Genomic DNA, 23,199 nt, shown 5'->3' with positions numbered 1-23,199 from the left:
TGATTAGAAAACGGTATTTACTTAAATAATTCCGCTTTAAGGTAAGGTCGTTAGTGTTTATTCGCATAAATTATAATTAGCTATTTACAAAGCTAATTCTGTTACCGAATTACTAAACCTTTACAATTGCGAGGAACGAAGCAATCTTAATACACTCGCTAGTAGCGATCGTTGTAAGATTGCTTCGTCGTTCCTCCTCGCAATGACGTCTGATCTAAAAGAAAAGGCCGCAAATTAATTTGCGGCCTTTTCTTTTATACTATTTACAACCTAGCTTACGCCGTGTAACTTTACTTTTAAACCGTCCATATTGTTGTTTAACTGCAACTGGCAGGCTAAACGTGAGTTTGGTAACAGATCAGGTAAAGTATCCAGCATGGCATACTCATCGTCTGTCATTTCGTTAAGTTTCTCTTCGCCTTCCAAAACATCAACACAACAGGTGGCACATAAAGCCATTCCGCCACAGGTGGCTAAAATATCGTATTCCGAAGCCTTTAAAAACTCCATTAGGCTTAAACCCATGTCAGTTGGGGCAACGTGTTCAGTAACCGAGCCATCCGGCTCCTGCATGTATATATTGATATTGTTTTCCATTTTTAGTTCTCTTATTATTTGAATAGCAAATATAGGAGAAAGCTTAAAATTCTGAAACTCCGTTTACAGTTGTATATTTCATCGTGTATTTAACACCCGGATTCATGTACGAATAAGCGCTGTGGCTCATTAATGCTGCCTCGTGGAAACCACACAGAATCAGCTTTAATTTGTTGGTGTAAGTGTTAATATCGCCAATAGCATAAATTCCAGGGATATTTGTAGAATAATCATCAACATTAACCTCGATCGCACTTTTGTTGATATTTAAGTTCCAGTCTTCAATCGGACCTAATTTAGGACTTAAACCAAACAAAGGAATTAAGTGATCAGCCTCAACAACTGTTTTTTCCATGGTGCGGTTCTGAACAATCTCAACCTGCTCTAATTTATCGGTTCCCTGAACGGCCTGAAGATTGCTGTTTAAAACCAAATTGATTTTGCCACTTTCGGCCAGTGCCATTACTTTGGATACCGAATCAGGCGCACCACGGAAACTCTCGCTTCTGTGAACCAATGTTAATTCAGAACAAACTTCTGCTAAGTAAATCGTCCAGTCTAAAGCTGAATCTCCACCACCTGCAATTACCATTTTCTGGTCACGGTATTTTTCCGGATCAAGGATCATGTAATTTACACCTTTACCATTCTCAAATTTCTCTAAGTTTTCTACTGCTGGTTTACGTGGCTCAAAACAGCCTAAACCACCAGCAATAACCACAACCTTAGCTTCGATAACAGTACCCATATTCGTCGTTAAAACGAAATCGGCTTCGCCACGCTTTTCTAAACCTTCAATACGCTCGCCTAAAGTAAACGTTGGATGGAAAGGCTTAGCCTGCTCCATTAAGTTATCGATAAGTTCCTGGGCCAGCACAGATGGGTAACCTGGAATATCGTATATCGGTTTTTTAGGGTAAATTTCAGACAGCTGACCACCAACCTGAGGAAGGTAATCAATTAAATGACAACGCATTTTTAATAAACCGGCTTCAAAAATGGCAAATAAACCAACCGGACCAGCGCCTATTACGGCTATATCAGTAGTGATCATTAAAGAAAAATTTGACGCAAAGTTACAAAATAAAGTCTTATCAATTCTGCTATTTAGAAATATTCTAGATAATTTTGCAATCCTGTTATATTCAGTATTTTATATGCTTTGAACTAATTGAAAACAAAAGTTAAAGGTTTTTAGTGATTTAAAGCAAATTATAATTGGTCTATGGGTTTAGTGGGGAATTGATAAATTAACTTTAAAAGATGCTAGAGAACTGCAATAAAATTATCAGATACAGCTAAAATTCCAAAAAAGTAATAACTTCCCTAAAATTTTAGTTTAATCATGCTTGATTATTTTTTTATTGCTTTGCCTCTAATTGCAATTTGGGTATTGCTGTTTCTCTTTTGCGGACGGAGCTGGCAGTTGCCAGCTGCCTTTATTCCTTTCTGCATCTGGGGCCTTTATTCAGGAAATAGCCATTGGAAATGGCTATTAATCATCCCTTTGTTATCCCTATTAGTCATTGATCTGCACATTACAGTAAAAGAAACCAAATTTAGTCGGGAGATCACTATTTTGAGTTATGTTTTAACTATTCCGTTTTTAGTGCTCTATCTATTTTATGGACGGGGATTTGTGAAGGATGGAACTTTGGTTTCTGTTATTTGGGGCTATATTTTTCAGATCCTTGTTTTAATATTTGTGTCTAAATTCTGGTTTTCTGACATATTGTTGTTATTTATAAATCGCTTGTCACTAAAGGATAAGCATTATGTAGAAACACAGGTGATAAGTTGATGAAAACGGTGGGCAGATCTACAAATTATTATGTTGTGTTTTATAACCTAGGTAAGATGAAAGTTTCGGGTTTCTTCTATGTGTACCTAAAGTTTAAAGGGGTGCAGGCAGAAGATAGAATAGAAATTGTAATTAAGACGGGCTGCTTGGGTACGGAATTTATCACAGGCTTCCCGAAAATTCTATCTCGATGATATATTGCCACAGAAGCAAAAGTCTGCATGGGGAAATTTTCCCGGGTTTTTTACTTCTGTGGCGGAATGACAACTACCAACTCATTCCCAAATTCTGAAATACAAAACTCCACACATCAGCAGCTTCTTCAATTAATTTTGTGGTGGGTTTACCTGCGCCATGGCCAGCTTTGGTTTCAATCCTGATTAAAACCGGGTTTTCGCCTTTATATTTTTCCTGTAAGGTTGCCGCAAATTTGAAAGAGTGCGCAGGTACCACACGATCGTCATGATCGGCGGTGGTGATTAATGTAGCAGGGTAGTTTACGCCGCTTTTGATGTTATGAAGCGGTGAATATTTGATCAGGTAATCGAAATCTTCTTTTTTGTCGCTCGTTCCGTACTCCACTGCCCAGCCCCAACCAACGGTAAATTTATGGTAGCGCAACATGTCGAGCACACCAACGGCAGGTAAAGCCACTTTAAAAAGATCAGGCCTTTGAGTCATGCAGGCACCAACCAGAAGTCCGCCATTTGAACCACCCGAAATGGCAATTTTAGATGGATTAGTGTATTTTTCTTTCACCAGGTATTCGGCTGCGGCAATAAAATCGTCGAACACATTTTGTTTTTTAGCCAACATGCCTCCTTTATGCCAGGCTTCGCCATATTCGCTTCCGCCGCGCAAACTTGGCTGAACGTAAATGCCGCCACGCTCTAAAAACAACATGCGCGATAAACTGAATGCAGGCGTTAAACTGATTTGGAAACCCCCATAAGCATAAAGATAAACAGGATTATTGCCATCAAGTTTGATCCCTTTTTTATGCACGATGAACATCGGTACCTTAGTGCCATCTTTAGAAGGGTAAAATACCTGTTTGGTTTCAAAATCTTCGGTATTAAACTTCAGTTCCGATTTTTTGTATAAAATTGATTCGGCCTTAGCCACATCATAACGGTAAATGCTGCTTGGCGTGGTGAAGTTGGTAAAAGTGTAGAAGAATTCTTTGTCTTCTTTATAACTGCCAAAACCACCAACCGTGCCTATGGCAGGTAATTTTACGTCGCCAATTTTCTTGCCTGTTAAATCAAATTGAATAATATTAGTGCTGGCATCTTTTAAATAGGTTGCCCATAAAAATCCGCCGCCAGTTCCGATACTTTCCAAAGCTAATTTTGATTCCGGAATAATTTTCTGCCAGTTTTTCGAATCTGCATTTTTTGGATCAATCAGAACAACCTGTTTATTTTCTGCGCCTAAATCGGTATTCACCAGCAATTTATCGCCAACATTATCCACAACGCTATGGTTATGTTCATAACCTTTAATCAGCGGTGCTATTTTGCTTTCCGGTGCTTTTAAATCCTGATAATATAATGCATTTCCCGATGTACCCGCACTGGCATATACCACCAAAAAGCGTTCATCTTCGGTAACGCTGGCACCAAAATATAAGTTAGGATTTGTTTTATCTTCAAAAATCAGCTGATCATTTTTCTGCAGATCGCCTAACTTGTGATAATAAACTTTTTGATACTTATTGGCAGCCGAAAGATCGGTTCCTTTTGCAGGCTCATCAAACTTACTGTAATAAAAACCATCACCTTTCCAGGCTGCTCCAGAAAATTTGGTCCATTTCAGTTCATCACCCATTTTCATTTTGGTGGCAATTTCCATTACATAAATATTGCTCCAGTCTGATCCGGCCTGTGCTACAGAATAAGCAATGTATTTCTTATCGTGCGAAAAACCCAGGATTGAAATGGCCGCCGTTCCATCAGCTGTAAGCGTATTCGGATCGAGAAAAACTTCTTCTTTGCCGTCTAATCCTTTTTTAATAAACCAGATGCTTTGGTTTTGCAGTCCATCATTTTTAGTAAAAAAATAATATTCGCCAACCTTAAATGGAGCACTTTCTTTTGGGTAATTCCAGATTTCGGTTAAACGTTTTTTAATGTCGGCGCGGTATGGAATCTGCTCCAGGTAATTTTGCGTCACTTTATTTTCGGCATTCACCCAGGCTTTTGTTTCGGCAGAGGTATCGTTTTCCAGCCAGCGGTATGGATCGGCGATGGTGGTACCAAAGTAATTATCTTTAGTGTCGTCTTTTTTAGTTTCAGGATATTTCATCAATGTTATTTTTTCTGCAGGTTTTTTGCCCTGGTTACAGGCGAAAAGGCTTAATGCAAATAAGCTTAATACAATTTGTTTTTTCATAGTGAAACAGATTTATTTACTAATATATGTCTTTTTTCCTTTGGGTTGATTTCCCAGATTGTATTGCTTTAGGCTTTGGTCTTTCGGCTTTACTCTCTAAGCTTTCCACTTTTTTCTTTTACCTTTGAGACTGCACATGGCTAAGAACATTTATTTCGCTTCCGATTTTCATTTAGGCACACCAAATTATGCCGAAAGCCGTGCCCGTGAAGCGCGGATTGTGAGCTGGCTGGATTTTATAACGCCAGATTGTAGCGAACTCTTTTTAATGGGCGATATTTTCGATTTCTGGTTCGAATACGCTACTGTGGTTCCAAAAGGTTTTATCCGTTTACAGGGTAAGCTGGCTGCCATGGCCGATGCGGGAATAAAAATTTACTTTTTTAAAGGAAACCACGATATGTGGGTACGCGATTATTTTATCCTTGAAATTGGGATGGAAATTATCAGCGATGAACTGATTATTGAACGCGGTGGAAAGAAATTTTACCTGCACCATGGCGATGGTTTGGGGCCTGGAGACAATAAGTATAAATTTTTAAGAAAAATTTTTAGAAGTAAAGTTTGCCAATGGCTTTTTGCGCGTTTGCATCCTAATTTGGGTATTGGCATTGCCAACGGCTGGAGCAGGGGCAGCAGGGCAGCGCAGACCGAAAAAGAAGTGTTTTTGGGCGAGGATAAAGAATGGCTGGCCATTTATGCCAAAGCGCAATTGCAAAAAACGCATTTCGATTATTTTATTTTCGGGCACAGGCACCTGCCGCTCGATATTGATTTGGGCAGCGGGAGCAGGTATGTAAATATCGGCGAGTGGCTAAATTATAATTCTTACGCAGTGTTTGATGGGCAGGAGTTGAAATTGGAGTATTATAAGCCTAATTTATAGTCCCTATTTGTTTTTTTGGAAAGCAGCACCTGTAGCATCAGTTTAATGCTCGCCGGGCTTTTCGTTGTAGTCCCGATTTTGAAGGAAAATCGGGAGCTGCCACTGCAATCCCGTTTAGATACCCCGGTTTCTGCTGCTATTTAGGGTTGCGAGGTGCCTAAAATGCACCACCCTTTGTATCTAAACCCGATAGAACGAAAAGCCCGGATCCCGATTTTTCATCGGGAGAGGACTTGAAGTGATAGCGGGACTACAGGCCACCACAGAAACAGAACCCGTTCATTTCCAAAACCATTTAAATAATATAATACCCATCCTTAAACTTTAAACTTAACGATTCAAACAGTTAGCCAATTAACCATTCTCCCCAAACAACAAATTCAGCTTTTTTCCTTATTTTTGCATTTCCTGAATTTTTGGGCCTATGCCAATCGTCAGGAAATTTCAACAAGAATAAATATGTTAGATAAATTAGAAGCTATAAAGCTGCGTTGGGAAGATGTGGAAGAATCGTTGAGCAATCCGGATGTAATCCAGGATATGAAACGTTTTGCGGCTTTAAATAAAGAATATAAAGACTTGGGCAAAATTGTAGATGAGTACAAAATCTACAAAAATGTGATGAGTAATATTGATGCCAATAAAGAGATTTTAGCGACTGAAAAAGATCCTGAAATGCGCGAAATGGCAAAAGAGGAGCTTGATCTGCTGTTGAAACAACAGGAAGAAATGGAAAGCAATATCCGTTTGATGTTAATCCCTAAAGATCCTGAAGATGCTAAAAATGCCGTATTTGAGATCCGTGGTGGTACTGGTGGTGATGAAGCTGCTTTATTTGCCGGCGATTTATACCGCATGTACACCCGTTATTTCGAAACCAAGGGCTGGAAAGTGGAAACTGTAGATGTAACCGAGGGTACGGCTGGTGGTTATAAAGAGGTGATTTTGAAAGTAAGCGGCGATGATGTTTATGGTCAGTTAAAATACGAAAGTGGCGTGCACCGTGTGCAACGTGTGCCTGATACGGAAACGCAGGGGCGTGTGCATACCTCTGCTGCGTCTGTAGCGGTTTTGCCGGAAGCAGAAGAGATTGATTTGTATATTAACCCGGCTGATATTGAACTACAGACTTCGCGCTCTGGTGGTGCCGGTGGACAGAACGTAAACAAGGTAGAAACCAAGGTGCAGTTAACGCACAAACCTTCGGGTATTGTGGTAGTTTGCCAGCAGGAACGTTCGCAACTGGGTAACCGCGTAATTGCAATGGAGATGTTGCGTAGTAAACTTTACGATATCGAATTGCAGAAAAAGAATGGTGATATTGCTGCTAAACGTAAAACAATGGTATCAACCGGCGACCGTTCAGCAAAAATCAGAACCTATAACTACCCTCAGGGGCGTGTTACCGAACACCGCATCGGATTAACGATGTATAACCTGCCAAGCATTATGGATGGCGATATTCAGGAGATTATTGATGCACTTCAGTTTGCTGAAAATGCAGAAAAGATGCAGGAAGGCGCTGTAGGTTAAGGGGTTAAATATTTTTGAAAAAAAAGTTTGCGAATTAAGATATAGTCTCTATATTTGCAACCTCGAAAGAGACAAGAGGTTCTGACTTTAAAGGAGAACAAAAGGAGTGGTAGTTCAGCTGGTTAGAATGCCTGCCTGTCACGCAGGAGGTCGCGGGTTCGAGTCCCGTCCATTCCGCAACAAAAGCCTTAACTTGCAAAAGTTGAGGCTTTTTTGTTTTAAAATGCTCTCTTAAAATTATTTAGAATGAGCATCAGTGAGTTACATAATTATAGCATTAAATGTTGCTTATTATGGTAATAAACGGAATATTGTCTTTATATTTGCAATCCCGAAGGGGGAAAGAGGTTCAAACTTTAAAGGAGAACAAGAGGAGTGGTAGTTCAGCTGGTTAGAATGCCTGCCTGTCACGCAGGAGGTCGCGGGTTCGAGTCCCGTCCATTCCGCGAAAATAGTTTTAAATTCAACTAAAAGCCTGTAAATTAAATTTTTACAGGCTTTTTCGTTTTCTGGAAATACCAAATTATTCATTTTTTCGTAAGAAAAAGGTGAGCAATTCGGTGAGCACAATAAACGGTATGAATGCTCACCAATTATAGCTTAAACATTTGTTTTATGAGCTGGTTCAATCATTAAACATCTTGACTGTAAGTGACAGAATTAACAATTTTGTTTCACTTTATTCATTTGTCATTGAGAACAAACATGAATCTGCTTTTTTATTTAAAAAAGCGCTCTACTTACAAAAACGGTCCAATAACCATTTATTGGCGGTTTACAGTTGATGGACGACGGGCAGAAACCTCAACGGGAAAATCTTGTGATCCCAATCGCTGAAACACACATGCCGGGCGTGCTGCTGGTACCAAAGAAGAAACCAGGGTTTTAAATGTTTATCTAGATAAGTTGCAGTCAAAGGCTCAGGAGCTTCACCAAATAATGACGGTAGGGAACGAAACCGTTACGGCAAAAACAGTTAAGAACTGTTTCATTGGCAAAGCGTTTCAATCAAGGACCCTGGTTGCCGTATTTGAAGATCACAATGCCAAGATGAAAAGCCTCATCGGCAAAGAATTTGAAAAGAGTACCCTTGAGTGTTACGAGACCTGTCTGATGCACGTTAAGGGCTGTATGTAGTTAAATTATAATTTTTCAGAAATTTCAGTTACAAAGATCAACTTTGCTTTCTTAGTTGATTTTGAATATTATCTTAGTAGCGTCTGCAACTGTGGGAATAACTCAGCGATCAAATACATCAAAAATCTCGGCAAAATCGTCCGTATATGTTTAGGTAACGGATGTCTGGCTGTTAATTAGTGTCTGAATTGGTCTCATACCTAAATAATAATCAACCTAAATTATTGTTTAAAATAAATTTCAGAAAAATATTTTTATTTCAATATAGATAATATATTTACGTCCATTAAAAATTAATAATCTGTAATGAAAATTTGTATAGCTACTGTATTCCTAATATTTTATGTGTGTATTATTTCTGTATTTGCACAGAATGTTTTATCAGGAAAGGTGATCACAATTAAGGGTGAGCCGATTGAATACGCCACGATTATAATTTTAAATGGGAAAAAAAATATTGTTTCATCAACTCTGTCAACAGCCGATGGTAGTTTTAATATTACAGCAGACTCATCTTCAATCTATATTTATGCAACTTATCTTACTCAGAGATCTGATACAGTAAAGATGAGTAAACAAACAAATATTATCTTAACTATTGCCTCAAGGGAAAAAATGCTTAATGAAGTTCAGATTCAAGGGACGAATCAGATGATTTCCAGAAGAGCCGATCGATTTATCTTTACACCAAACCAATCGATTACTCAAGGAGCCGCCGCTATCGATATATTAAAACTTGCCCCTTTTATACAATTTGACAATAAATCTGAGATTTTCTCAATCTTAAACAAAGAGAATACGATCATTTATATTAACAATCGAAAGTCAAATGTTCCAAAGGAGATGATAATTGCTCAGCTACGGTCTACGCCAGCAGAAAATGTAAAGGATATTGAAGTAATAACCAATCCTGGCAGCGAATACCAAGCAAACGCAACTGGAGGTATAATCAATATAAATCTTAAAAAACTTGCTGGTGAAGGTTGGTCTGGAAGCTTGATGTTAAGTGATGAGCAGGGGGCTTATAATACTGCAACGCTTAACGGGTCAGTAAACTACCGGAAAGGCAAAGTAGGGATTAGATTATCACCATTTACTAACAATAGCTATAATTATAATACCTCACAGAATTTAATCATAGAAAAGGATGGCATAATCTCACAGAACAATGATAAAAGTTACTTCCGGCGTTATTTGGTACTTGGAGGTGGTCTGGGGCTTGATTACGATATAAATAAAAAAAATCTATTAAGCTTCAATGGTTTTGCATCTTCTGTTGGCGGGACAAGCAATCAAAGCAACCGGACAGATTATTTGAATCTTCCAGTTAAAAAATTAGATTCATCTATTCTGTCTCCCGTAAACGGAAAGGACCGCTATTTATATAATTTTGGAAATTTATATTTTCAGCACAAATTTGATTCTTTAGGCAAGAAGCAGTTAACTATTAATATTGATTATAATCAGTATAATCAGAAAAATACAGATTTAGGGCAATTTATAAAAAGTAATGATAGCCAAGGATTTGGTGGAGCCAGCTTTTATAGAAACGTACTTCCTCAAAAATTTCTCAATTTCTCGGAAGGAATAGATTACGCTATTGAAATAAATGCAAAAACACGTTTTAACTTAGGTGGACAGATTAGTAATACCAGAATGTTAAACAACCTTTCTTATGCTAACCTCGTTGATTCAAAAAATGAATATGTAGAAAACCACAGCATATCAAATATTTACAAATACACTGAAAACTATGCTGCATTTTATTTGGGTTTTACAAGGGCTATAGGTAAAAAACTACAGGGGATCGTCGGGCTTAGAGGTGAGCACATTAATTATTCTACTAAAAATGAGTCGAAGGGGCAATCAGCAGACTCTTCCTATTTTAGTTTATTTCCTAATTTTTCCTTGCAGTATTCTTTGAATAAGAGGAATAATTTTTCTATATCCTTTGCTAAAAAAATAAAAAGACCCGCTATAGAGCTATTATTTCCTGGTCGTACATACTTTAATCCTGGATATTTTTCTGAAAACAACCCATTTTTGCAGCCCGTTAATACATATAGTACTGATGTGCTCTATATCTTTGACAATAAATATTATTTCTCTGCAGGGTATAGTTCTTCTCAAAATCAATACAGCCGTTTTATTACTCCATTCTATAATGCTGAAAGCACTTTGCTGAAAAGAACATACTTGAATTATGGAAATTCAAATAATTTATATTTGTCTTTTTTCACAGCACAAAAATTCTTCAAAGGAATATGGGAGGTAAATTTTTCAGCGGTATTAAATCGAAACAGTTATCAATTCGAGAATAATAGCATCGCCTCGACGCAAAAAAATCTTCATAATTTAAATTATAGCTTCTCGACAAATAGTACCCTTTATCTTTCAAAAAAGAAAATGTTGCTTGGATTTGTAACCATGAAGTATCTGGGACCTACACAGGATATTTCTGTAAGAAGAGATAACCCACTTTTTTCGACGGATATCGGAGTTCGGAAAAACCTTGCTAATTTCAGTTTTGCGTTCTTCCTAAGCGATATGTTTAATACAAATGCTAAGACGACCTTGTTGTACCAGGCAAATGATGCATTTTTGTCTAATGTTCTGAATCAGAATAATTATACGCAATCAGTATCTTTAAGTGTACGTTATTCATTTGGAAATAATAAGTTAAGAACAATAAAGAGTAAAAATACCGCTAACGAGGAAATAAAGAGAAGATTAAATTGATGGGATACAACTAAAGGAATAGTCGTTATTTAGATTCAGTATAATTAGCATTTTTTTTATGTATATTAATTACTTATAAGTATATTAGATTATTGATAATAAACGCATATTAATCATACATCTAAGTCTCTCTTATATGAAATCTAAATTAGCCAATTTCAACATCTCTAGATTTGAGGTAATTTCCGAACAAATCGATGGGCTACTTCTCGGTGGCTTTTCTGCTAGCTATTCAAACCAATCTGAATCGGCTTTAGATTCAGAAGGCGGTGAAAGAAATAATTGTATGGGTGGAAACTGTCAGACTGGCTGTGGCGAGGGACAGAACAAGGATTGTAACACCATTGCGCACTGTGGTGCCTGATACTCCGATTATTGAATGCATCAATAATATAAAAAAAACATTTTTATGAAATTTAAATTAAACTTTCAAGTCAACGACTTTGAAACAATCAGTGAGGATTCGGAAAAAAAATTAATCGGTGGTTTTTCAGCAAGTATGGCAATGATTAACAACGAGGAAGGAGAAGGTGGGGGAGCCAATAATTGTGCAGGTGGCAATTGTGTCGCGAAGTGTGGTGAAGGTCAAAATGTTAGCTGTAATGCTATAGCGGGCTGCGGAACTAAACCATAGTGTCTATGAAAGATGCAATACTTTCATTTGAGTCTATTTCAGAAACAGGCGCAAATAGTATTATCGGTGGTTTTTCTTTAAGCTTTTTCACAAATTCTGAAGAATCTGGATCGGACGGGACTACGAATAATTGTATTGGTGGTAATTGCTTGGACATATGTGGCTCTGGACAAAATATAAAATGCAATACAGTAGCCGGTTGTCACGGTTAAATCGCTGGGCTTAAATTTTTTTTAAAAAATATTATGAAAACAATAATCAAATTTAATGTAACGGCATTTGAATCTATTCATGAAAGAGACGGCAATCATTTAATCGGTGGGTTTTCTGCAAGTTTTGCTAATAATGAGGATAGTGGAGAGGGAGGTGGCGAGACCAATAATTGTCAAGGAGGTAACTGTAGAAGTACTTGCGGAGAAGGACAAAATATTCAATGCAATACAAAGTCTCTTTGTGGTGTATAAAAAGTTGAATTAAATTGATCTCTCAGATCGAGGTTCAACCACTAATACTACTCTTTAATTTATAAATATATGTCATTAACAGCCAAATTTAATATAAATCATTTCGAGGGGATTCAAAATGATTTAGAGTACAAGTTAATAGGAGGATTTTCTCTCAGTTTTAATAGTGGGAACCCCGATGGAGACTCTGAAGGAGGAGGCGCAAACAATTGCCAGGGTGGTAATTGTACATCAAGTTGTGGCTCCGGACAAAATGTGCAATGCAACGCGGTGGCGCATTGTGGAGCATAGTGATTTGTTGCCGGATAAATAACTAAAACATTATTCACCGACCGGACATCAAGAGTATGTAAGGTCATTAATAAGATTGTATGAATTTAGAATTTAATCCATCATTTTACGATGATTTGACCACTGATTCGCAAAAGGAATTGGTCGGTGGTTTCTCTTCAAGTTTTTCCTCACTAGAAAGCGAGGGAGACTCTGGTACATCAAATAATTGTTTAGGCGGAAATTGCGACGCTTTCTGTGGTGCATGGCAAAATATTGCTTGCAACAATTATAAAGGGTGTAATTGATATTAACTAACATTTAAAATTATGAATTTAAGTCACAATTTGAAAGGTTATGAAGTAGTCGAAGCAGATTATAGTAATAGCCTAATCGGAGGGTTTTCGTCGAGCTTTTCGTCGTCTAAAAACGCTGAGGAAATCTCCGGCGAAGGCTCTAACAATTGTCTAGGTGGTAATTGCGCACCAGGTTGTGGGATGTATGGCAATAATGACGCTAATTGCCATAACAATATTCAGCCTCACTGCGGCAGCTAAAGCCAATTAACTATTTTTAGCAGTACTCCTAAATAAGGAGTGCTGCTGCTATCACTAAATTTTTTTAACGCTATGAAATACAGTCAATTTAATTCTATTATACCGTACAAAGACAAATTCACTTTGTATAATTCTTTTAATCAGAAGTTTTTAATAATAGATCCTCTACTAAAGGATCTATTAGATGCCGCTAAACACGAAGAAATTGATTCGCTTCAAGAAGTTCATCCTACGTTTTATGATTATCTGAAAAAAGAAGAATACTTAGTGGATAAGAATGTAGATGAAATACAGAAAGTTAAAGATGTCGTAAAGCAAGTTGATGAAAATTTAAATAGTTTTTTACTGACCATTAACCCGACTATGAATTGTAATTTCAAATGTTGGTACTGCTATGAAACACACATTAAAAAATCCAGTCTTTCCGTTGATATGGTCGATAAAATCGGTTTTTTCATAGAAAAAACAGTACGCAGACCTGGAATGCACAACTTTAACGTTGCTTTTTTTGGTGGTGAACCACTACTTTATTTTGATAGGGACGTTGTACCAGTTATTGTTAAGTTACAACAAGAATGTATTCAAAATCGAGTAGACTACTCTGTAAGTTTTACCACAAATGGTTACCTAGTAACGGATGAATTCATAGATTTTTTCAAGCATTGCGGAATAGTTCCTGCACTGCAAATAACATTAGATGGTTATAAAGAAAAGCACGATGAGGTAAGGTATGTAAGTGCAACAAGAGGATCTTACGATGTTATCATAAAAAATATTAAGAAGCTGCTGTTGAATAAATTTCCGGTGAGGTTACGGGTCAATTATACCTCAGAAAATATTGACGACGCTTATAAAATAGCTGAGGAATTTCACGATATTTCTACCGATATCAAATCGACATTTCTATTAATGGATTACCACAGGGTTTGGCAAGATGCTAAGGTGGATGATATTGGTGTGATCGTAGGTAATAATATTGAAAAAATCAAAGCGGAGGGAATACAGGTTAAGCACATGTCACCAAACAATGTAAGAGACTCCTGTTATGCTGATAAACGTAACAGTGCAGTTATTAATTATAATGGAGATTTATTTAAATGTACTGCTCGTGACTTCACAACCGCAAAACGTGCCGGCTATCTAACAGATGAAGGTGATTTGATATGGGAAGATAACTATCTCGAAAGAAGAATGAATGCAAAGTTCAACAATAAGCCATGTCTTAGCTGCAGATTAATGCCGATTTGTAATGGAGGCTGCTCACAACATGCTCTTGAATCTTTAGGAGAAAAAGAATACTGTGTATATTATGGTGATGAGGCGCTTAAAGACGAAGTGGTAAAAACCAAAGTTGAGGAGATCATCGAAGCATTGCAACTTAATGAGGCTTAAGTTTTTTAACCAGCTTGAAAGCAACGATTGTGGACCCGCCTGTCTGACCATGGTGGCTAACTTTCATGGGTACGATGTACCGATGAAAACAGTGAAAGAATTGTGTTCTGTAACCCGAATGGGGGTGTCAGTAAAAGATATTTTAGACGGTGGAAGAAAACTTGGATTACAATCCAATGGATTGAAATTGCTTCCTTCTCAACTTACTGAAATTCCTTTGCCGGCAATTCTTTTTTGGAAGCAAGACCATTTTGTTGTCCTACACAAGATAAGTAAGAAAGGAGATAAACTAAAGTATCATATAGCTGATCCTGGTTATGGTAAGACTGTAGTTGATGAAGAATTATTAACCCGGGAATGGCTTGGGAATGGTGATAAAGGCGTAACACTTGTTTTTCAGAGGGAGGAGACGGCGCCAGTGCCAATATCTTTAGTGCCCAAAATAAAAGTGAGTTTCTGGCAGGGGAAGCTCTTTATGGATCTGAAGAAATTTGTATTTGCAAACAAGTTTAAGTACATCATTTCATTTGTCCTACTTATTGTTGGATTAATGGCCAATTGGCTGATCCCTATCCTTTTTAAGAAAGTTATAGATCAGGGAATTTTAGCAAAATCTTTGAATTTGGTTGTGGTATTATTGTTAGCCCAATTTTTCCTGTTTCTTGGTAATTTTGTCTCCGGTTTCGTGAGTGATCTTATTCTTACGAAATCTAATTTCAAATTAGCTATTTTATTAAAAACAAATTTTCTTAAAAAGCTTATCCGTCTGCCAGTTAACTATTTTGATACCCGGTTAAATTCAGATACCCTTCAACGAATGTCTGATCTTTCTAAAGTCCAATCCTTTCTAACTTGGAAAGGAATCAGCTTCATGATTAATGTTCTGAACCTTTTGGCATTTAGTTTGATTTTAGTATTCATGGACAAACTTATATTCAGTATATTCTTTTTGTTGAGCGGAATCTCTATTATTTGGATTGCTTATTTCTTAAAAAAAAGAGCAACGCTAGAATATTCTATGTTCATAAGGCAATCAGAAAATAGCAATAATCTTTATGAATTTATCATGAACATGCCTGAGATCAAAGTTAATCAAGCAGAAAACACTCTGATAAATAAAATTACTAGTCTTCAAAAGAAGTTGAATGAATTAGAGCTGAGTTCCCTTTATCTCAATATGTATCAATTATCGGGAGCAAATTTTATTCTAAAGCTCAAAGAGTTAATAACAATAGCCGTAGCTGCATATTTTATCATTAATGGGAAAATGTCAGTAGGTACATTGCTCAGTATATCCTATATTATGGGGCAATTAAGCAGTCCAATTATAAATATTATCAATAATATAAGAGACGCGCAAGATGCAGCAATATCTAACAGACGGGTGGAGGATGTTTACACTATCTCGGATGAGGCTGCAGGCTACAATGAAAATAATGAAAATATCAGTGTAGAAGATCTGAATCTTGATCAGGTAGGATTTAAATATCCAGGAAGTTTTAACTCATTTGTTTTAAAAAATTTAACACTTACAATACCTAAGAATAAAATTACTGCTATAGTTGGGACAAGTGGAAGTGGTAAAACTACATTGATGAAGTTGTTATTGCTGTATTATAATCCAAGCGGAGGTAGCATTGTATTGGGTGACAGATCACTAGCAATGGTACATCCAGATGGGTGGAGAAAGAAATGTGGTGTTGTACTTCAAGACGGACATATTTTTGCTGGAACAATTATGTTTAATATTGTTCTCTGCGATCCACAGGATGCTGATATGGATCGGCTAAATAATGCAATTAGAATCGCTTGTCTTGGTGATCTCATGCAAACACTGCCCTTAGGATATAATACAAAAATAGGAAACGTAGGCATGCAATTGAGTGGGGGGCAGAAACAACGCGTTTTGATCGCAAGGGCGGTTTATAAAAATCCTGAGTTCATTTTTTTTGACGAGGCAACCAGTTCACTTGATGCTAATACAGAAAAATCTATTATGAATAATCTTTCTGAATTTTTTAAGGGAAAAACAGTTGTCGTGGTTGCTCACAGATTGAGTACTGTAAAGAATGCAGACCAGATAATTGTTTTGGAAAAAGGAGAATTGATAGAAAAAGGTACCCATGAAGAATTGCTAAAAGTTAAAGACAAATATTTCTCACTTGTGAAAAATCAACTTGAACTAGGTTCCTGATTAAAATCTGTAGTCATTGTACATTTATGGTATTTGTTTTAAATTTTTACCGTTATAATAGCAGAACTAGTTTTTAAATATCATGGTTTATAAAAGTATCAGTGTGATTTTACTCACCATTATCATATCGACAATAACATTTGCTAAAAATCCTCTCATGGAACAAAGAATTATACACCTTTCGGGCCTCGTAGTTGACTCCAGAACACTTCAGCCCATAGATTCTGTTATAATTTCCGACGAAAATGGTAATCGATTGGGGGCAACAGATAAAGCTGGTTACTATGAGGTTAAAATCAAAAATATCGATAAGGGAAGCATAAAATTTCAAATAGAATTAAAAAAAGATGGGTTTGTTTCTTTCAGGCAGAGAGAAAACTGGGGAGACCTGAAGGGTGATACAAGATTAGTCTTATATTTTGGGCTTAAAAGTTCTGTAAGCGATGTGGCCGGGTTTTCTGAGTTTTATTCTGGTAAATTGAATAACGGATACAAAAATGTGTTAGAAGGATTTTCCGAAGTAAAAAATAAAAAGTCCTTTGAAAATGCTTTGAAAGCTGCTAAAGAAAATAACGAGAATGTTTTTTTTAATATTGCTGGTATGGCATTTATTGTGAGCGATACAGGATGGATAAAACTCTATTCGGAAACGGATGCCATATCTATAAATGGCAAGAAAATAGTTAAAGCAAATATGCTCAACAATATTCTTAAAAGATCTTCTATAAAAAAAATGACTCCCGTAAACGGTAATAATCAATACAACTTCTACATCGAGGCGAATTAATAATATCTATTTAAGATATTAGTTAAGGGAGTAATGACAATTAAACTTAGAACGAATTATGTTGAATTCTAAATATTTAGATTATTTAATTCTCCAATGGTATAATTGTAAGCATAGTTGCTTTTAGAAATGACTACTGCAAACGCTCGAGTCCCGTCCATTCCGCAACAAAAGCCTTAACTTATAAAATTAAGGCTTTTTTGTTCTGATAAATTCTTTCAAAATTCTATCACTCAGTTGCTTGTGTGCGCAAGGCTGCGAACTGATCAAAAGTCAGTTTTGGGTTCTTATCCATAATGAGGAAATGTGTATCGGTATTTCCCCTTAAGTACAGTTCCGATTTATCATAAATGGCTGTATAAAGTTCCTGGCTGTTTGCGTTAATATCAGCACTTGCATTTCCCTTTAAAATAATCTGGAGAAATTTCGTAGATAAAATTCCTTGTGTTTTTACTGTAGCATTTTCGTCGGCTTCTATTCTGTAGAGATCGTTTACGTAAACAATAATTTTGCCCCGCATGGCACTGGTTCCTATAATGGCTAGTATTTCTCCCTGTTGTGTTACCCTGGCGGTTCCTTCATTATCATCAGCATAAGAAATCCCAACATCAGGCTTTTGAACCAGGATCACATCAATATTTCCTTTTATTAAGATTTTCCTGAAGGGCGCAACCTTATCAGTTTTTACAGGTTTATCTTCTGCAGCGCTGGCGGTTGACGGAAAAATATAGGTCAATAATAAAATTAATACTGATACCGTGGCAATTTGGGATTTTAAGTAAGCTTTCATAGCGTGTGTTAATTTGAATGTTAATTAATAATTCGTTAAATAATATGAAGCCATTGTTTCTTTCGGTGATCATATCGTTCAATTGCATGTTAACGAAGGAAGTGCCAAAACCATTAATTATAGTATTTATCTAATAATCAAATGTTTAACTGTGTTTTTGGATGGTTTGAGTGTTCATTATCGAACAGTATGTGTGCGCCAGTGAACGGCTATAATCAGCGCAGATTTCAAATTGCTGCGGAATGGGCCAGTTTGTATGGTATTTTTTATAAATTGACGTATTGAAACTCAGTGCAGTTTTACGTTACCTTAACCTTACCTGTAATGCATACCATTTTACCTTTTTTACTTGCCATGGTAGCTATCATTGTGCTACTGAATATGTGGGCTACCAAACTCAAAATTGCTTATCCTATTTTATTGGTTATTGGTGGCTTACTAATCAGTTTCATACCTGGGTTGCCGAAGGTGAAAATCGATCCCAACCTCATATTTTTTATATTTCTTCCCCCGCTGTTATTTGAAGCTGCCTGGTCGATCTCTTTTAAGGAAATGAAAAAATGGTGGCGCATTATTGGTAGTTTCGCTTTCCTCGTTGTATTTTTTACTGCACTTTCTGTAGCGTTGGTTACCAATTATCTTATTCCGGGGTTTACAATTGCTATAGGGTTTTTATTGGGAGGTATTGTTTCTCCGCCCGATGCCGTGAGTACGGCAGCCATTACAAAATTTGTAAAAATCCCAAAATCTACTGCTGCCATTTTAGAAGGAGAAAGTTTATTGAATGATGCTTCCTCGTTAATTATCTTCCGTTTTGCATTGGTTGCGGTTGGCACAGGTCAGTTTATCTGGCAGGATGCGGCTGGCAGCTTCTTGTGGATGGTAGCTGGCGGTGCAGGCATTGGTTTATTATTAGGTTGGGTATTTGTCCGGCTGCATCAGTATTTACCTACCGATGCACCTTCTGATATTGCATTGATGCTTATTGAGCCTTATTTTATGTACTGGATAGCCGAGCAGGTACATAGTTCTGGCGTACTGGCAGTGGTAAGTGGGGGATTGTTTATGTCGGCCAGGCGATTGGTATTTTTAAGCAGCACCAGCCGCATCAGGGCATTTAGTGTATGGGAAAGTTTTATATTTATTTTAAACGGTGTAGTCTTTTTAATTATTGGTCTGGAGCTTCCTGAAATCAGGGATGGATTGCGTTCACAAGGTATTCCCTTAAGTACCGCCATCGGCTATGGCTTACTGGTTACCGGCGTACTGATTGCGGCCCGCATCATCAGCTCTTATGCCGCTATGTTTGCCACACTTATATTTCGCCCAGGCGTAGCACCCGCTGCACGTTCCAGGCGTACACTGATGTTTATGCCACTATTGCTCGGCTGGACAGGCATGCGCGGAGTGGTTTCATTAGCCGCAGCATTGGCTATACCTTTAACATTCGATAATGGAAAAGCCTTTCCGCAAAGAGATTTAATCTTGTTTATCACCTTTGTGGTAATATTACTTACGCTTCTGGTACAAGGGCTTACACTTCCGTCTATCATAAAACGTACAAGGGCCTTTGGTTTTATATTTAAGCAGGAAAATGAAGAAACGGTTAAACAAAACATGAAACAAGGCTTAAAACAACACAGTTATCAGTTTCTTAAAAATAAATACGAGAAGGAATTAAACGGACATGCGGGAATGGAAAAGTTGTTAAAGCATTGGGAAGAAAAATCGAAAGCCAGCGATGAGAGCTGGATGAACGACCAGATCAAAACCATTTTTATCGAGATGCTCGAAAGCCAGCGGGCTTACCTTACCGAACTGAATAAAGACCCTGCAATTAATGAGGAAATCATCCGCCATCAATTGTATCAGATGGATCTTGAAGAAGAAAGATTGAGGATTATTTGATTCGTGCCTGGTATATCTATGAAGTCAGGCTTTTTTGTTGTTAATAAACCTGGTTAAATCCCGGCTTATAGCAATTCCCATTAATCGGTGTAACATATGAAATAGTTTATTTTAAAGGCTTCTTTTTTATGGATATTTTGTTTAGTTTAGCTAAACAAAATCATTTATATGTAAACATTATTTTAACCTTAATTTAACTATGAAAACATCAAAGCTTTTAACATCCCTCACTTACCTGATGATCTTGGCAACCATTTCCTGTAAAAAAGCCGACACGGCTAACTCAGCAGGAGAAAAGATTTCAGATCAACAATCTTTAGCAAACAATGCTTCGCTAGCAAAACCCAAAAAAGTATTATTTATTGGTATAGATGGCTGTGTATGGAAAGCCATTACCGCTTCAAATGCACCTAACCTCAAAACGTTGATGGATCAATCGTACAACAGTACCAACGCGCTGGCGCAGGTTCCCACCTGGTCGTCAAATGGATGGTCGGCTTTGTTTACCGGGGTTGGTGTAGCCAAGCACAAAGCATCTGATAATAGTTTTTCAGGCTCAGACTTTGTAAACTATCCTTCTTTTTTCAGGCAGATTAAAACCAGTTTGCCTGCATTACGCACTGCATCGATTGTTACCTGGTCGTCCATTAACGATTTTATCGTGGCCACGCAGGATGTAACGGTAAAACAGAACAGCGCAAGCGATAACGCAACAGAAACCCGGATTATCCAGGAAATTACCACCAGCAATTCGGATGTTTCATTTTGCCATTTCGATGATGTAGACCATGCCGGGCACGCCAGTAATTATAGAACCACCACTCAAATGTATATGGATTCGGTAAAAGCGGTAGATGCACGTGTAGGAAGAATTTTAACGGCTTTAAAAGCCAGACCAACCTATAACAATGAAGATTGGCTGATTGTTGTGGCTACCGATCATGGTGGAGATGCCAGCCACGGCGGAGCCAGCTATCCGGAACAAAATGCTTTTATTATTTTAAATAACAGTGCCATTTCACCTCAATTGGTAAATGCCCTGCCAACCACAGCAACAGAATCAACACCACATAGCATCTCCACAGTCGATTTTAAAACCAATGTTTATGGTCAGTTACCTGCCCTGAGTAATTTTAACCTGAGTGCAACCAGTAGTTTCACGATCGAGTTTAGGGCGAGGGCAACATCTGCTACAAGCGATCCGGTAATTATCGGAAATAAGAACTGGGCAAGTGGTTATAACAAAGGAATTATTATTTCTAACAGGAACGGCGTAATCAGGGCCAATTTTGGCGATGGTACCCACAGGCTTGATGTTGATGGGGTTGATTTAACCGATCAGCTTTGGCACCAGGTAGCCATCGTAGTTAACCGCAGCACGCAAAAAGCAACCATTTATGATGGAGGTGTACAAGTTGCTGAAGGTAATATTTCTGCCGTGGGCGATTTAGAAAGCGGCACCACATTTAAAATAGGGCAGGATGGTACGGGTAATTATAATCCTTATTTTACCGGTAACATTTCAGAAATCAGGCTGTTTAAATCGGCTTTGCCTGCAACCAGCATTAGTGCCTATAGTTTTACGGCTTTAACTTCGTCGCATCCGCAAAATGCTGACCTAGTTTTGTACACTAAAGGGAATGAAGGTACGGGAACAATCTATAACGGAAGTCTGGTTACGCCTAAAATAAATATCCTAACCAAAAATAGTGCAACCATTACCTGGAGTGCCTTAACAACTCCGATATTTAAGCGTAAAACAACAGATTATCATGGCGCGCCTTATTTATACAATGTTGCACCTACCATATTAAAATTCCTGGGCATAACTAAGCCAAGTTATTATGACGGCAATACGCTGATTAATTTTTAAACCAATACCATCATATCAACCAAAAAAGCTGTATCCTCATTGAGAATACAGCTTTTTTATAAAATTTAGACCGGGAAATAATATTAATCCAGCAATGTCCAGGTTTTTCTGGCCTGTACCTGTTGTACCACCTGCTGTTCGGCAACCACAATGTTTTCTTTGCGTTGACCAATGTATTCCAGTCCGCTTAATTTATTCCAAAGTGCAACCAGTACGTTCATAAACTCGTTGGCCATCACCATGCTGTTATTAATCTGTTTATGATCGTACACCAGTTCGATGGTTTTAGCTAAAAGTTCTTCAAAGTTTCCAGGCGTTACATCTTTCCACTCATAAAAGTATTTTAACAGTTCTTCTCTTTCGCGTGGATCAATCAGTTTGATTGCCGTAAAAAAGATATGTGCCAGACTTGAAAAATAACCGACCAAAACCACTGGCGATTCGCGGTGCGCGATGTTTCTATATTCATAAAACAAACCTGCAATATAATCTACAATCTTTTCCGAAATCAGGCGGATGTTTTTACCAAGCGGTGTGATATTATCACGTCCGCCCGTTTTATCGATAATCTTAAACGCGGCCAATTGTAAATCGTTCAATAAAACGCTAAACGATTCATAATACCTGATTAATGCCGGGTGGCTTGTTATTGTTGTGCTTGGTGGGATGTAGCTGTTATTGATCGATAACCTTCCGTTCTCATAATAAACCTGCCCGATGGTTAAAAAATAGCTGTCGGCCGTTTGCGAGCCTACTTCACTTTCAGGTAAAACCGCAATAGAATAACCTTTTGCCAGTTCAGGGTAACGGATCGGACTTTCATCAGGGCTTGGAGTGCCGGTTGGTACACGGTTAAACGGGCTAACTACCAATAAAATAACATAGTTGCGGGGTTCTGACTGACCAAAATAATGGTTATGAACCAGTGTGTCCATATTATCAGATTGTGTAATATCGATATGGCAACCCTCTGGCGTAACCGCATTACAATACCTTACACGTACTTCAATGTGGTTGGTTGCCTTTTCAATAATTTCGATATCGTGCGAACTTTTATAACCTGCAAATGGGGGTAAAAATCCGTAATTACTGTTGTTCAGCTGTAGCGATACAGCATCGCGTACAAAATCCTGTAAATAGAGATCGCTTACGGTAAAGTGATCACTGGAGAGCTTCATGCCATTAATCCAGTTGATGGATTTATATTTTAGCGGCTTTATCATGATGGATGTTTTTATTATAG

The 23,199-nt window shown here is 37.6% G+C and carries 20 protein-coding genes and 2 tRNA genes; 17 read left to right on the top strand and 5 right to left on the bottom strand.

What is annotated here, in order from left to right:
- Window positions 1–270 precede the first annotated feature (270 nt).
- Together ABD769_RS16130 and ABD769_RS16125 are read right to left on the bottom strand one after the other, a co-directional pair.
- The gene (locus ABD769_RS16130) at window positions 271–597 is read right to left on the bottom strand and encodes a 2Fe-2S iron-sulfur cluster-binding protein (RefSeq protein WP_025141835.1); all 327 of its coding nucleotides are present in this window, start codon (window positions 595–597) and stop codon (window positions 271–273) included.
- 43 nt (window positions 598–640) lie between these two features.
- Window positions 641–1,651 (bottom strand): NAD(P)/FAD-dependent oxidoreductase, encoded by a 1,011-nt coding sequence (locus ABD769_RS16125; RefSeq protein WP_025141836.1) that lies wholly within the window; start codon window positions 1,649–1,651, stop codon window positions 641–643.
- Window positions 1,652–1,942: 291 nt separating this feature from the next.
- Between ABD769_RS16125 and ABD769_RS16120 the strand changes: the two genes are divergently transcribed.
- Entirely contained in the window at window positions 1,943–2,398 is a 456-nt protein-coding gene (locus ABD769_RS16120) for a hypothetical protein (protein WP_344852419.1), read from the top strand.
- A 267-nt stretch (window positions 2,399–2,665) separates the two neighbouring features.
- Here ABD769_RS16120 and ABD769_RS16115 read toward each other — a convergent pair whose 3' ends face one another.
- The gene (locus ABD769_RS16115) at window positions 2,666–4,792 is read right to left on the bottom strand and encodes a prolyl oligopeptidase family serine peptidase (protein WP_344852418.1); all 2,127 of its coding nucleotides are present in this window, start codon (window positions 4,790–4,792) and stop codon (window positions 2,666–2,668) included.
- 136 nt (window positions 4,793–4,928) lie between these two features.
- Here ABD769_RS16115 and ABD769_RS16110 point away from each other — a divergent pair, with 136 nt between their 5' ends.
- The 14 genes from ABD769_RS16110 (at window position 4,929) to ABD769_RS16045 (ending at window position 17,385) form a co-directional block, all read left to right on the top strand.
- On the top strand, window positions 4,929–5,678 hold the full coding sequence (locus tag ABD769_RS16110) for a UDP-2,3-diacylglucosamine diphosphatase (protein WP_344852417.1): 750 nt from the start codon (window positions 4,929–4,931) through the stop codon (window positions 5,676–5,678).
- Window positions 5,679–6,137: 459 nt separating this feature from the next.
- Window positions 6,138–7,211 (top strand): peptide chain release factor 1, encoded by a 1,074-nt coding sequence (gene prfA / locus ABD769_RS16105; RefSeq protein ID WP_090501656.1) that lies wholly within the window; start codon window positions 6,138–6,140, stop codon window positions 7,209–7,211.
- 103 nt (window positions 7,212–7,314) lie between these two features.
- A tRNA-Asp gene (locus tag ABD769_RS16100) sits at window positions 7,315–7,388 on the top strand.
- Between the two features lie 195 nt (window positions 7,389–7,583).
- A tRNA-Asp gene (locus ABD769_RS16095) sits at window positions 7,584–7,657 on the top strand.
- 259 nt (window positions 7,658–7,916) lie between these two features.
- Window positions 7,917–8,048: an Arm DNA-binding domain-containing protein gene (locus ABD769_RS16090; RefSeq protein ID WP_344852416.1), complete on the top strand. Its 132-nt coding sequence runs from the start codon at window positions 7,917–7,919 to the stop codon at window positions 8,046–8,048.
- Between the two features lie 321 nt (window positions 8,049–8,369).
- Window positions 8,370–8,528, top strand: coding sequence for a phage integrase SAM-like domain-containing protein (locus tag ABD769_RS16085; protein ID WP_344852422.1), 159 nt, complete (start codon window positions 8,370–8,372; stop codon window positions 8,526–8,528).
- A 126-nt stretch (window positions 8,529–8,654) separates the two neighbouring features.
- A complete protein-coding gene (locus ABD769_RS16080) occupies window positions 8,655–11,087 on the top strand; it encodes an outer membrane beta-barrel protein (protein WP_344852414.1) in 2,433 nt (810 codons plus the stop codon).
- 409 nt (window positions 11,088–11,496) lie between these two features.
- Window positions 11,497–11,721: a hypothetical protein gene (locus tag ABD769_RS16075; RefSeq protein WP_344852413.1), complete on the top strand. Its 225-nt coding sequence runs from the start codon at window positions 11,497–11,499 to the stop codon at window positions 11,719–11,721.
- 5 nt (window positions 11,722–11,726) lie between these two features.
- On the top strand, window positions 11,727–11,933 hold the full coding sequence (locus tag ABD769_RS16070) for a hypothetical protein (protein WP_344852412.1): 207 nt from the start codon (window positions 11,727–11,729) through the stop codon (window positions 11,931–11,933).
- 33 nt (window positions 11,934–11,966) lie between these two features.
- Window positions 11,967–12,185, top strand: coding sequence for a hypothetical protein (locus ABD769_RS16065; protein ID WP_344852411.1), 219 nt, complete (start codon window positions 11,967–11,969; stop codon window positions 12,183–12,185).
- 371 nt (window positions 12,186–12,556) lie between these two features.
- Window positions 12,557–12,763, top strand: coding sequence for a hypothetical protein (locus ABD769_RS16060; RefSeq protein WP_344852410.1), 207 nt, complete (start codon window positions 12,557–12,559; stop codon window positions 12,761–12,763).
- A gap of 321 nt (window positions 12,764–13,084) precedes the next feature.
- A complete protein-coding gene (locus tag ABD769_RS16055) occupies window positions 13,085–14,404 on the top strand; it encodes a radical SAM/SPASM domain-containing protein (RefSeq protein WP_344852409.1) in 1,320 nt (439 codons plus the stop codon).
- Window positions 14,394–16,598 (top strand): peptidase domain-containing ABC transporter, encoded by a 2,205-nt coding sequence (locus ABD769_RS16050; RefSeq protein ID WP_344852408.1) that lies wholly within the window; start codon window positions 14,394–14,396, stop codon window positions 16,596–16,598. Before ABD769_RS16055 ends, ABD769_RS16050 begins: the two co-directional genes overlap by 11 nt.
- A gap of 157 nt (window positions 16,599–16,755) precedes the next feature.
- Entirely contained in the window at window positions 16,756–17,385 is a 630-nt protein-coding gene (locus tag ABD769_RS16045) for a peptidase associated/transthyretin-like domain-containing protein (protein WP_344852407.1), read from the top strand.
- A gap of 229 nt (window positions 17,386–17,614) precedes the next feature.
- Here the strand turns inward: ABD769_RS16045 and ABD769_RS16040 are convergent, their stop codons facing one another.
- Window positions 17,615–18,175, bottom strand: a complete 561-nt coding sequence (locus ABD769_RS16040; RefSeq protein WP_344852406.1) for a GIN domain-containing protein — start codon at window positions 18,173–18,175, stop codon at window positions 17,615–17,617.
- A 324-nt stretch (window positions 18,176–18,499) separates the two neighbouring features.
- Between ABD769_RS16040 and ABD769_RS16035 the strand changes: the two genes are divergently transcribed.
- Window positions 18,500–20,083 (top strand): Na+/H+ antiporter, encoded by a 1,584-nt coding sequence (locus tag ABD769_RS16035; RefSeq protein WP_344852405.1) that lies wholly within the window; start codon window positions 18,500–18,502, stop codon window positions 20,081–20,083.
- A 199-nt stretch (window positions 20,084–20,282) separates the two neighbouring features.
- Entirely contained in the window at window positions 20,283–21,956 is a 1,674-nt protein-coding gene (locus ABD769_RS16030) for an alkaline phosphatase family protein (RefSeq protein ID WP_344852404.1), read from the top strand.
- Between the two features lie 83 nt (window positions 21,957–22,039).
- Here the strand turns inward: ABD769_RS16030 and ABD769_RS16025 are convergent, their stop codons facing one another.
- Entirely contained in the window at window positions 22,040–23,179 is a 1,140-nt protein-coding gene (locus ABD769_RS16025) for a hypothetical protein (RefSeq protein WP_344852403.1), read from the bottom strand.
- Between the last annotated feature and the right edge of the window lie 20 nt (window positions 23,180–23,199).

It is taken from the genome of Pedobacter jeongneungensis, assembly GCF_039538295.1.
In the GTDB taxonomy this organism is placed as follows: Bacteria; Bacteroidota; Bacteroidia; order Sphingobacteriales; family Sphingobacteriaceae; genus Pedobacter; species Pedobacter jeongneungensis.
Note: the sequence above shows the minus strand (reverse complement) of the source record. Positions and strands in the feature narration are given on the sequence as shown.

What these genes read in the sequence shown, in the direction of transcription:
- ABD769_RS16130 (WP_025141835.1), bottom strand. Translation starts at nt 597, where the DNA reads ATGGAAAACAATATCAATATATACATGCAGGAGCCGGATGGCTCGGTT.
- ABD769_RS16125 (WP_025141836.1), bottom strand. Translation starts at nt 1,651, where the DNA reads ATGATCACTACTGATATAGCCGTAATAGGCGCTGGTCCGGTTGGTTTA.
- ABD769_RS16120 (WP_344852419.1), top strand. Translation starts at nt 1,943, where the DNA reads ATGCTTGATTATTTTTTTATTGCTTTGCCTCTAATTGCAATTTGGGTA.
- ABD769_RS16115 (WP_344852418.1), bottom strand. Translation starts at nt 4,792, where the DNA reads ATGAAAAAACAAATTGTATTAAGCTTATTTGCATTAAGCCTTTTCGCC.
- ABD769_RS16110 (WP_344852417.1), top strand. Translation starts at nt 4,929, where the DNA reads ATGGCTAAGAACATTTATTTCGCTTCCGATTTTCATTTAGGCACACCA.
- prfA (WP_090501656.1), top strand. Translation starts at nt 6,138, where the DNA reads ATGTTAGATAAATTAGAAGCTATAAAGCTGCGTTGGGAAGATGTGGAA.
- ABD769_RS16090 (WP_344852416.1), top strand. Translation starts at nt 7,917, where the DNA reads ATGAATCTGCTTTTTTATTTAAAAAAGCGCTCTACTTACAAAAACGGT.
- ABD769_RS16080 (WP_344852414.1), top strand. Translation starts at nt 8,655, where the DNA reads ATGAAAATTTGTATAGCTACTGTATTCCTAATATTTTATGTGTGTATT.
- ABD769_RS16075 (WP_344852413.1), top strand. Translation starts at nt 11,497, where the DNA reads ATGAAATTTAAATTAAACTTTCAAGTCAACGACTTTGAAACAATCAGT.
- ABD769_RS16070 (WP_344852412.1), top strand. Translation starts at nt 11,727, where the DNA reads ATGAAAGATGCAATACTTTCATTTGAGTCTATTTCAGAAACAGGCGCA.
- ABD769_RS16065 (WP_344852411.1), top strand. Translation starts at nt 11,967, where the DNA reads ATGAAAACAATAATCAAATTTAATGTAACGGCATTTGAATCTATTCAT.
- ABD769_RS16060 (WP_344852410.1), top strand. Translation starts at nt 12,557, where the DNA reads ATGAATTTAGAATTTAATCCATCATTTTACGATGATTTGACCACTGAT.
- ABD769_RS16055 (WP_344852409.1), top strand. Translation starts at nt 13,085, where the DNA reads ATGAAATACAGTCAATTTAATTCTATTATACCGTACAAAGACAAATTC.
- ABD769_RS16050 (WP_344852408.1), top strand. Translation starts at nt 14,394, where the DNA reads ATGAGGCTTAAGTTTTTTAACCAGCTTGAAAGCAACGATTGTGGACCC.
- ABD769_RS16045 (WP_344852407.1), top strand. Translation starts at nt 16,756, where the DNA reads ATGGAACAAAGAATTATACACCTTTCGGGCCTCGTAGTTGACTCCAGA.
- ABD769_RS16040 (WP_344852406.1), bottom strand. Translation starts at nt 18,175, where the DNA reads ATGAAAGCTTACTTAAAATCCCAAATTGCCACGGTATCAGTATTAATT.
- ABD769_RS16035 (WP_344852405.1), top strand. Translation starts at nt 18,500, where the DNA reads ATGCATACCATTTTACCTTTTTTACTTGCCATGGTAGCTATCATTGTG.
- ABD769_RS16030 (WP_344852404.1), top strand. Translation starts at nt 20,283, where the DNA reads ATGAAAACATCAAAGCTTTTAACATCCCTCACTTACCTGATGATCTTG.
- ABD769_RS16025 (WP_344852403.1), bottom strand. Translation starts at nt 23,179, where the DNA reads ATGATAAAGCCGCTAAAATATAAATCCATCAACTGGATTAATGGCATG.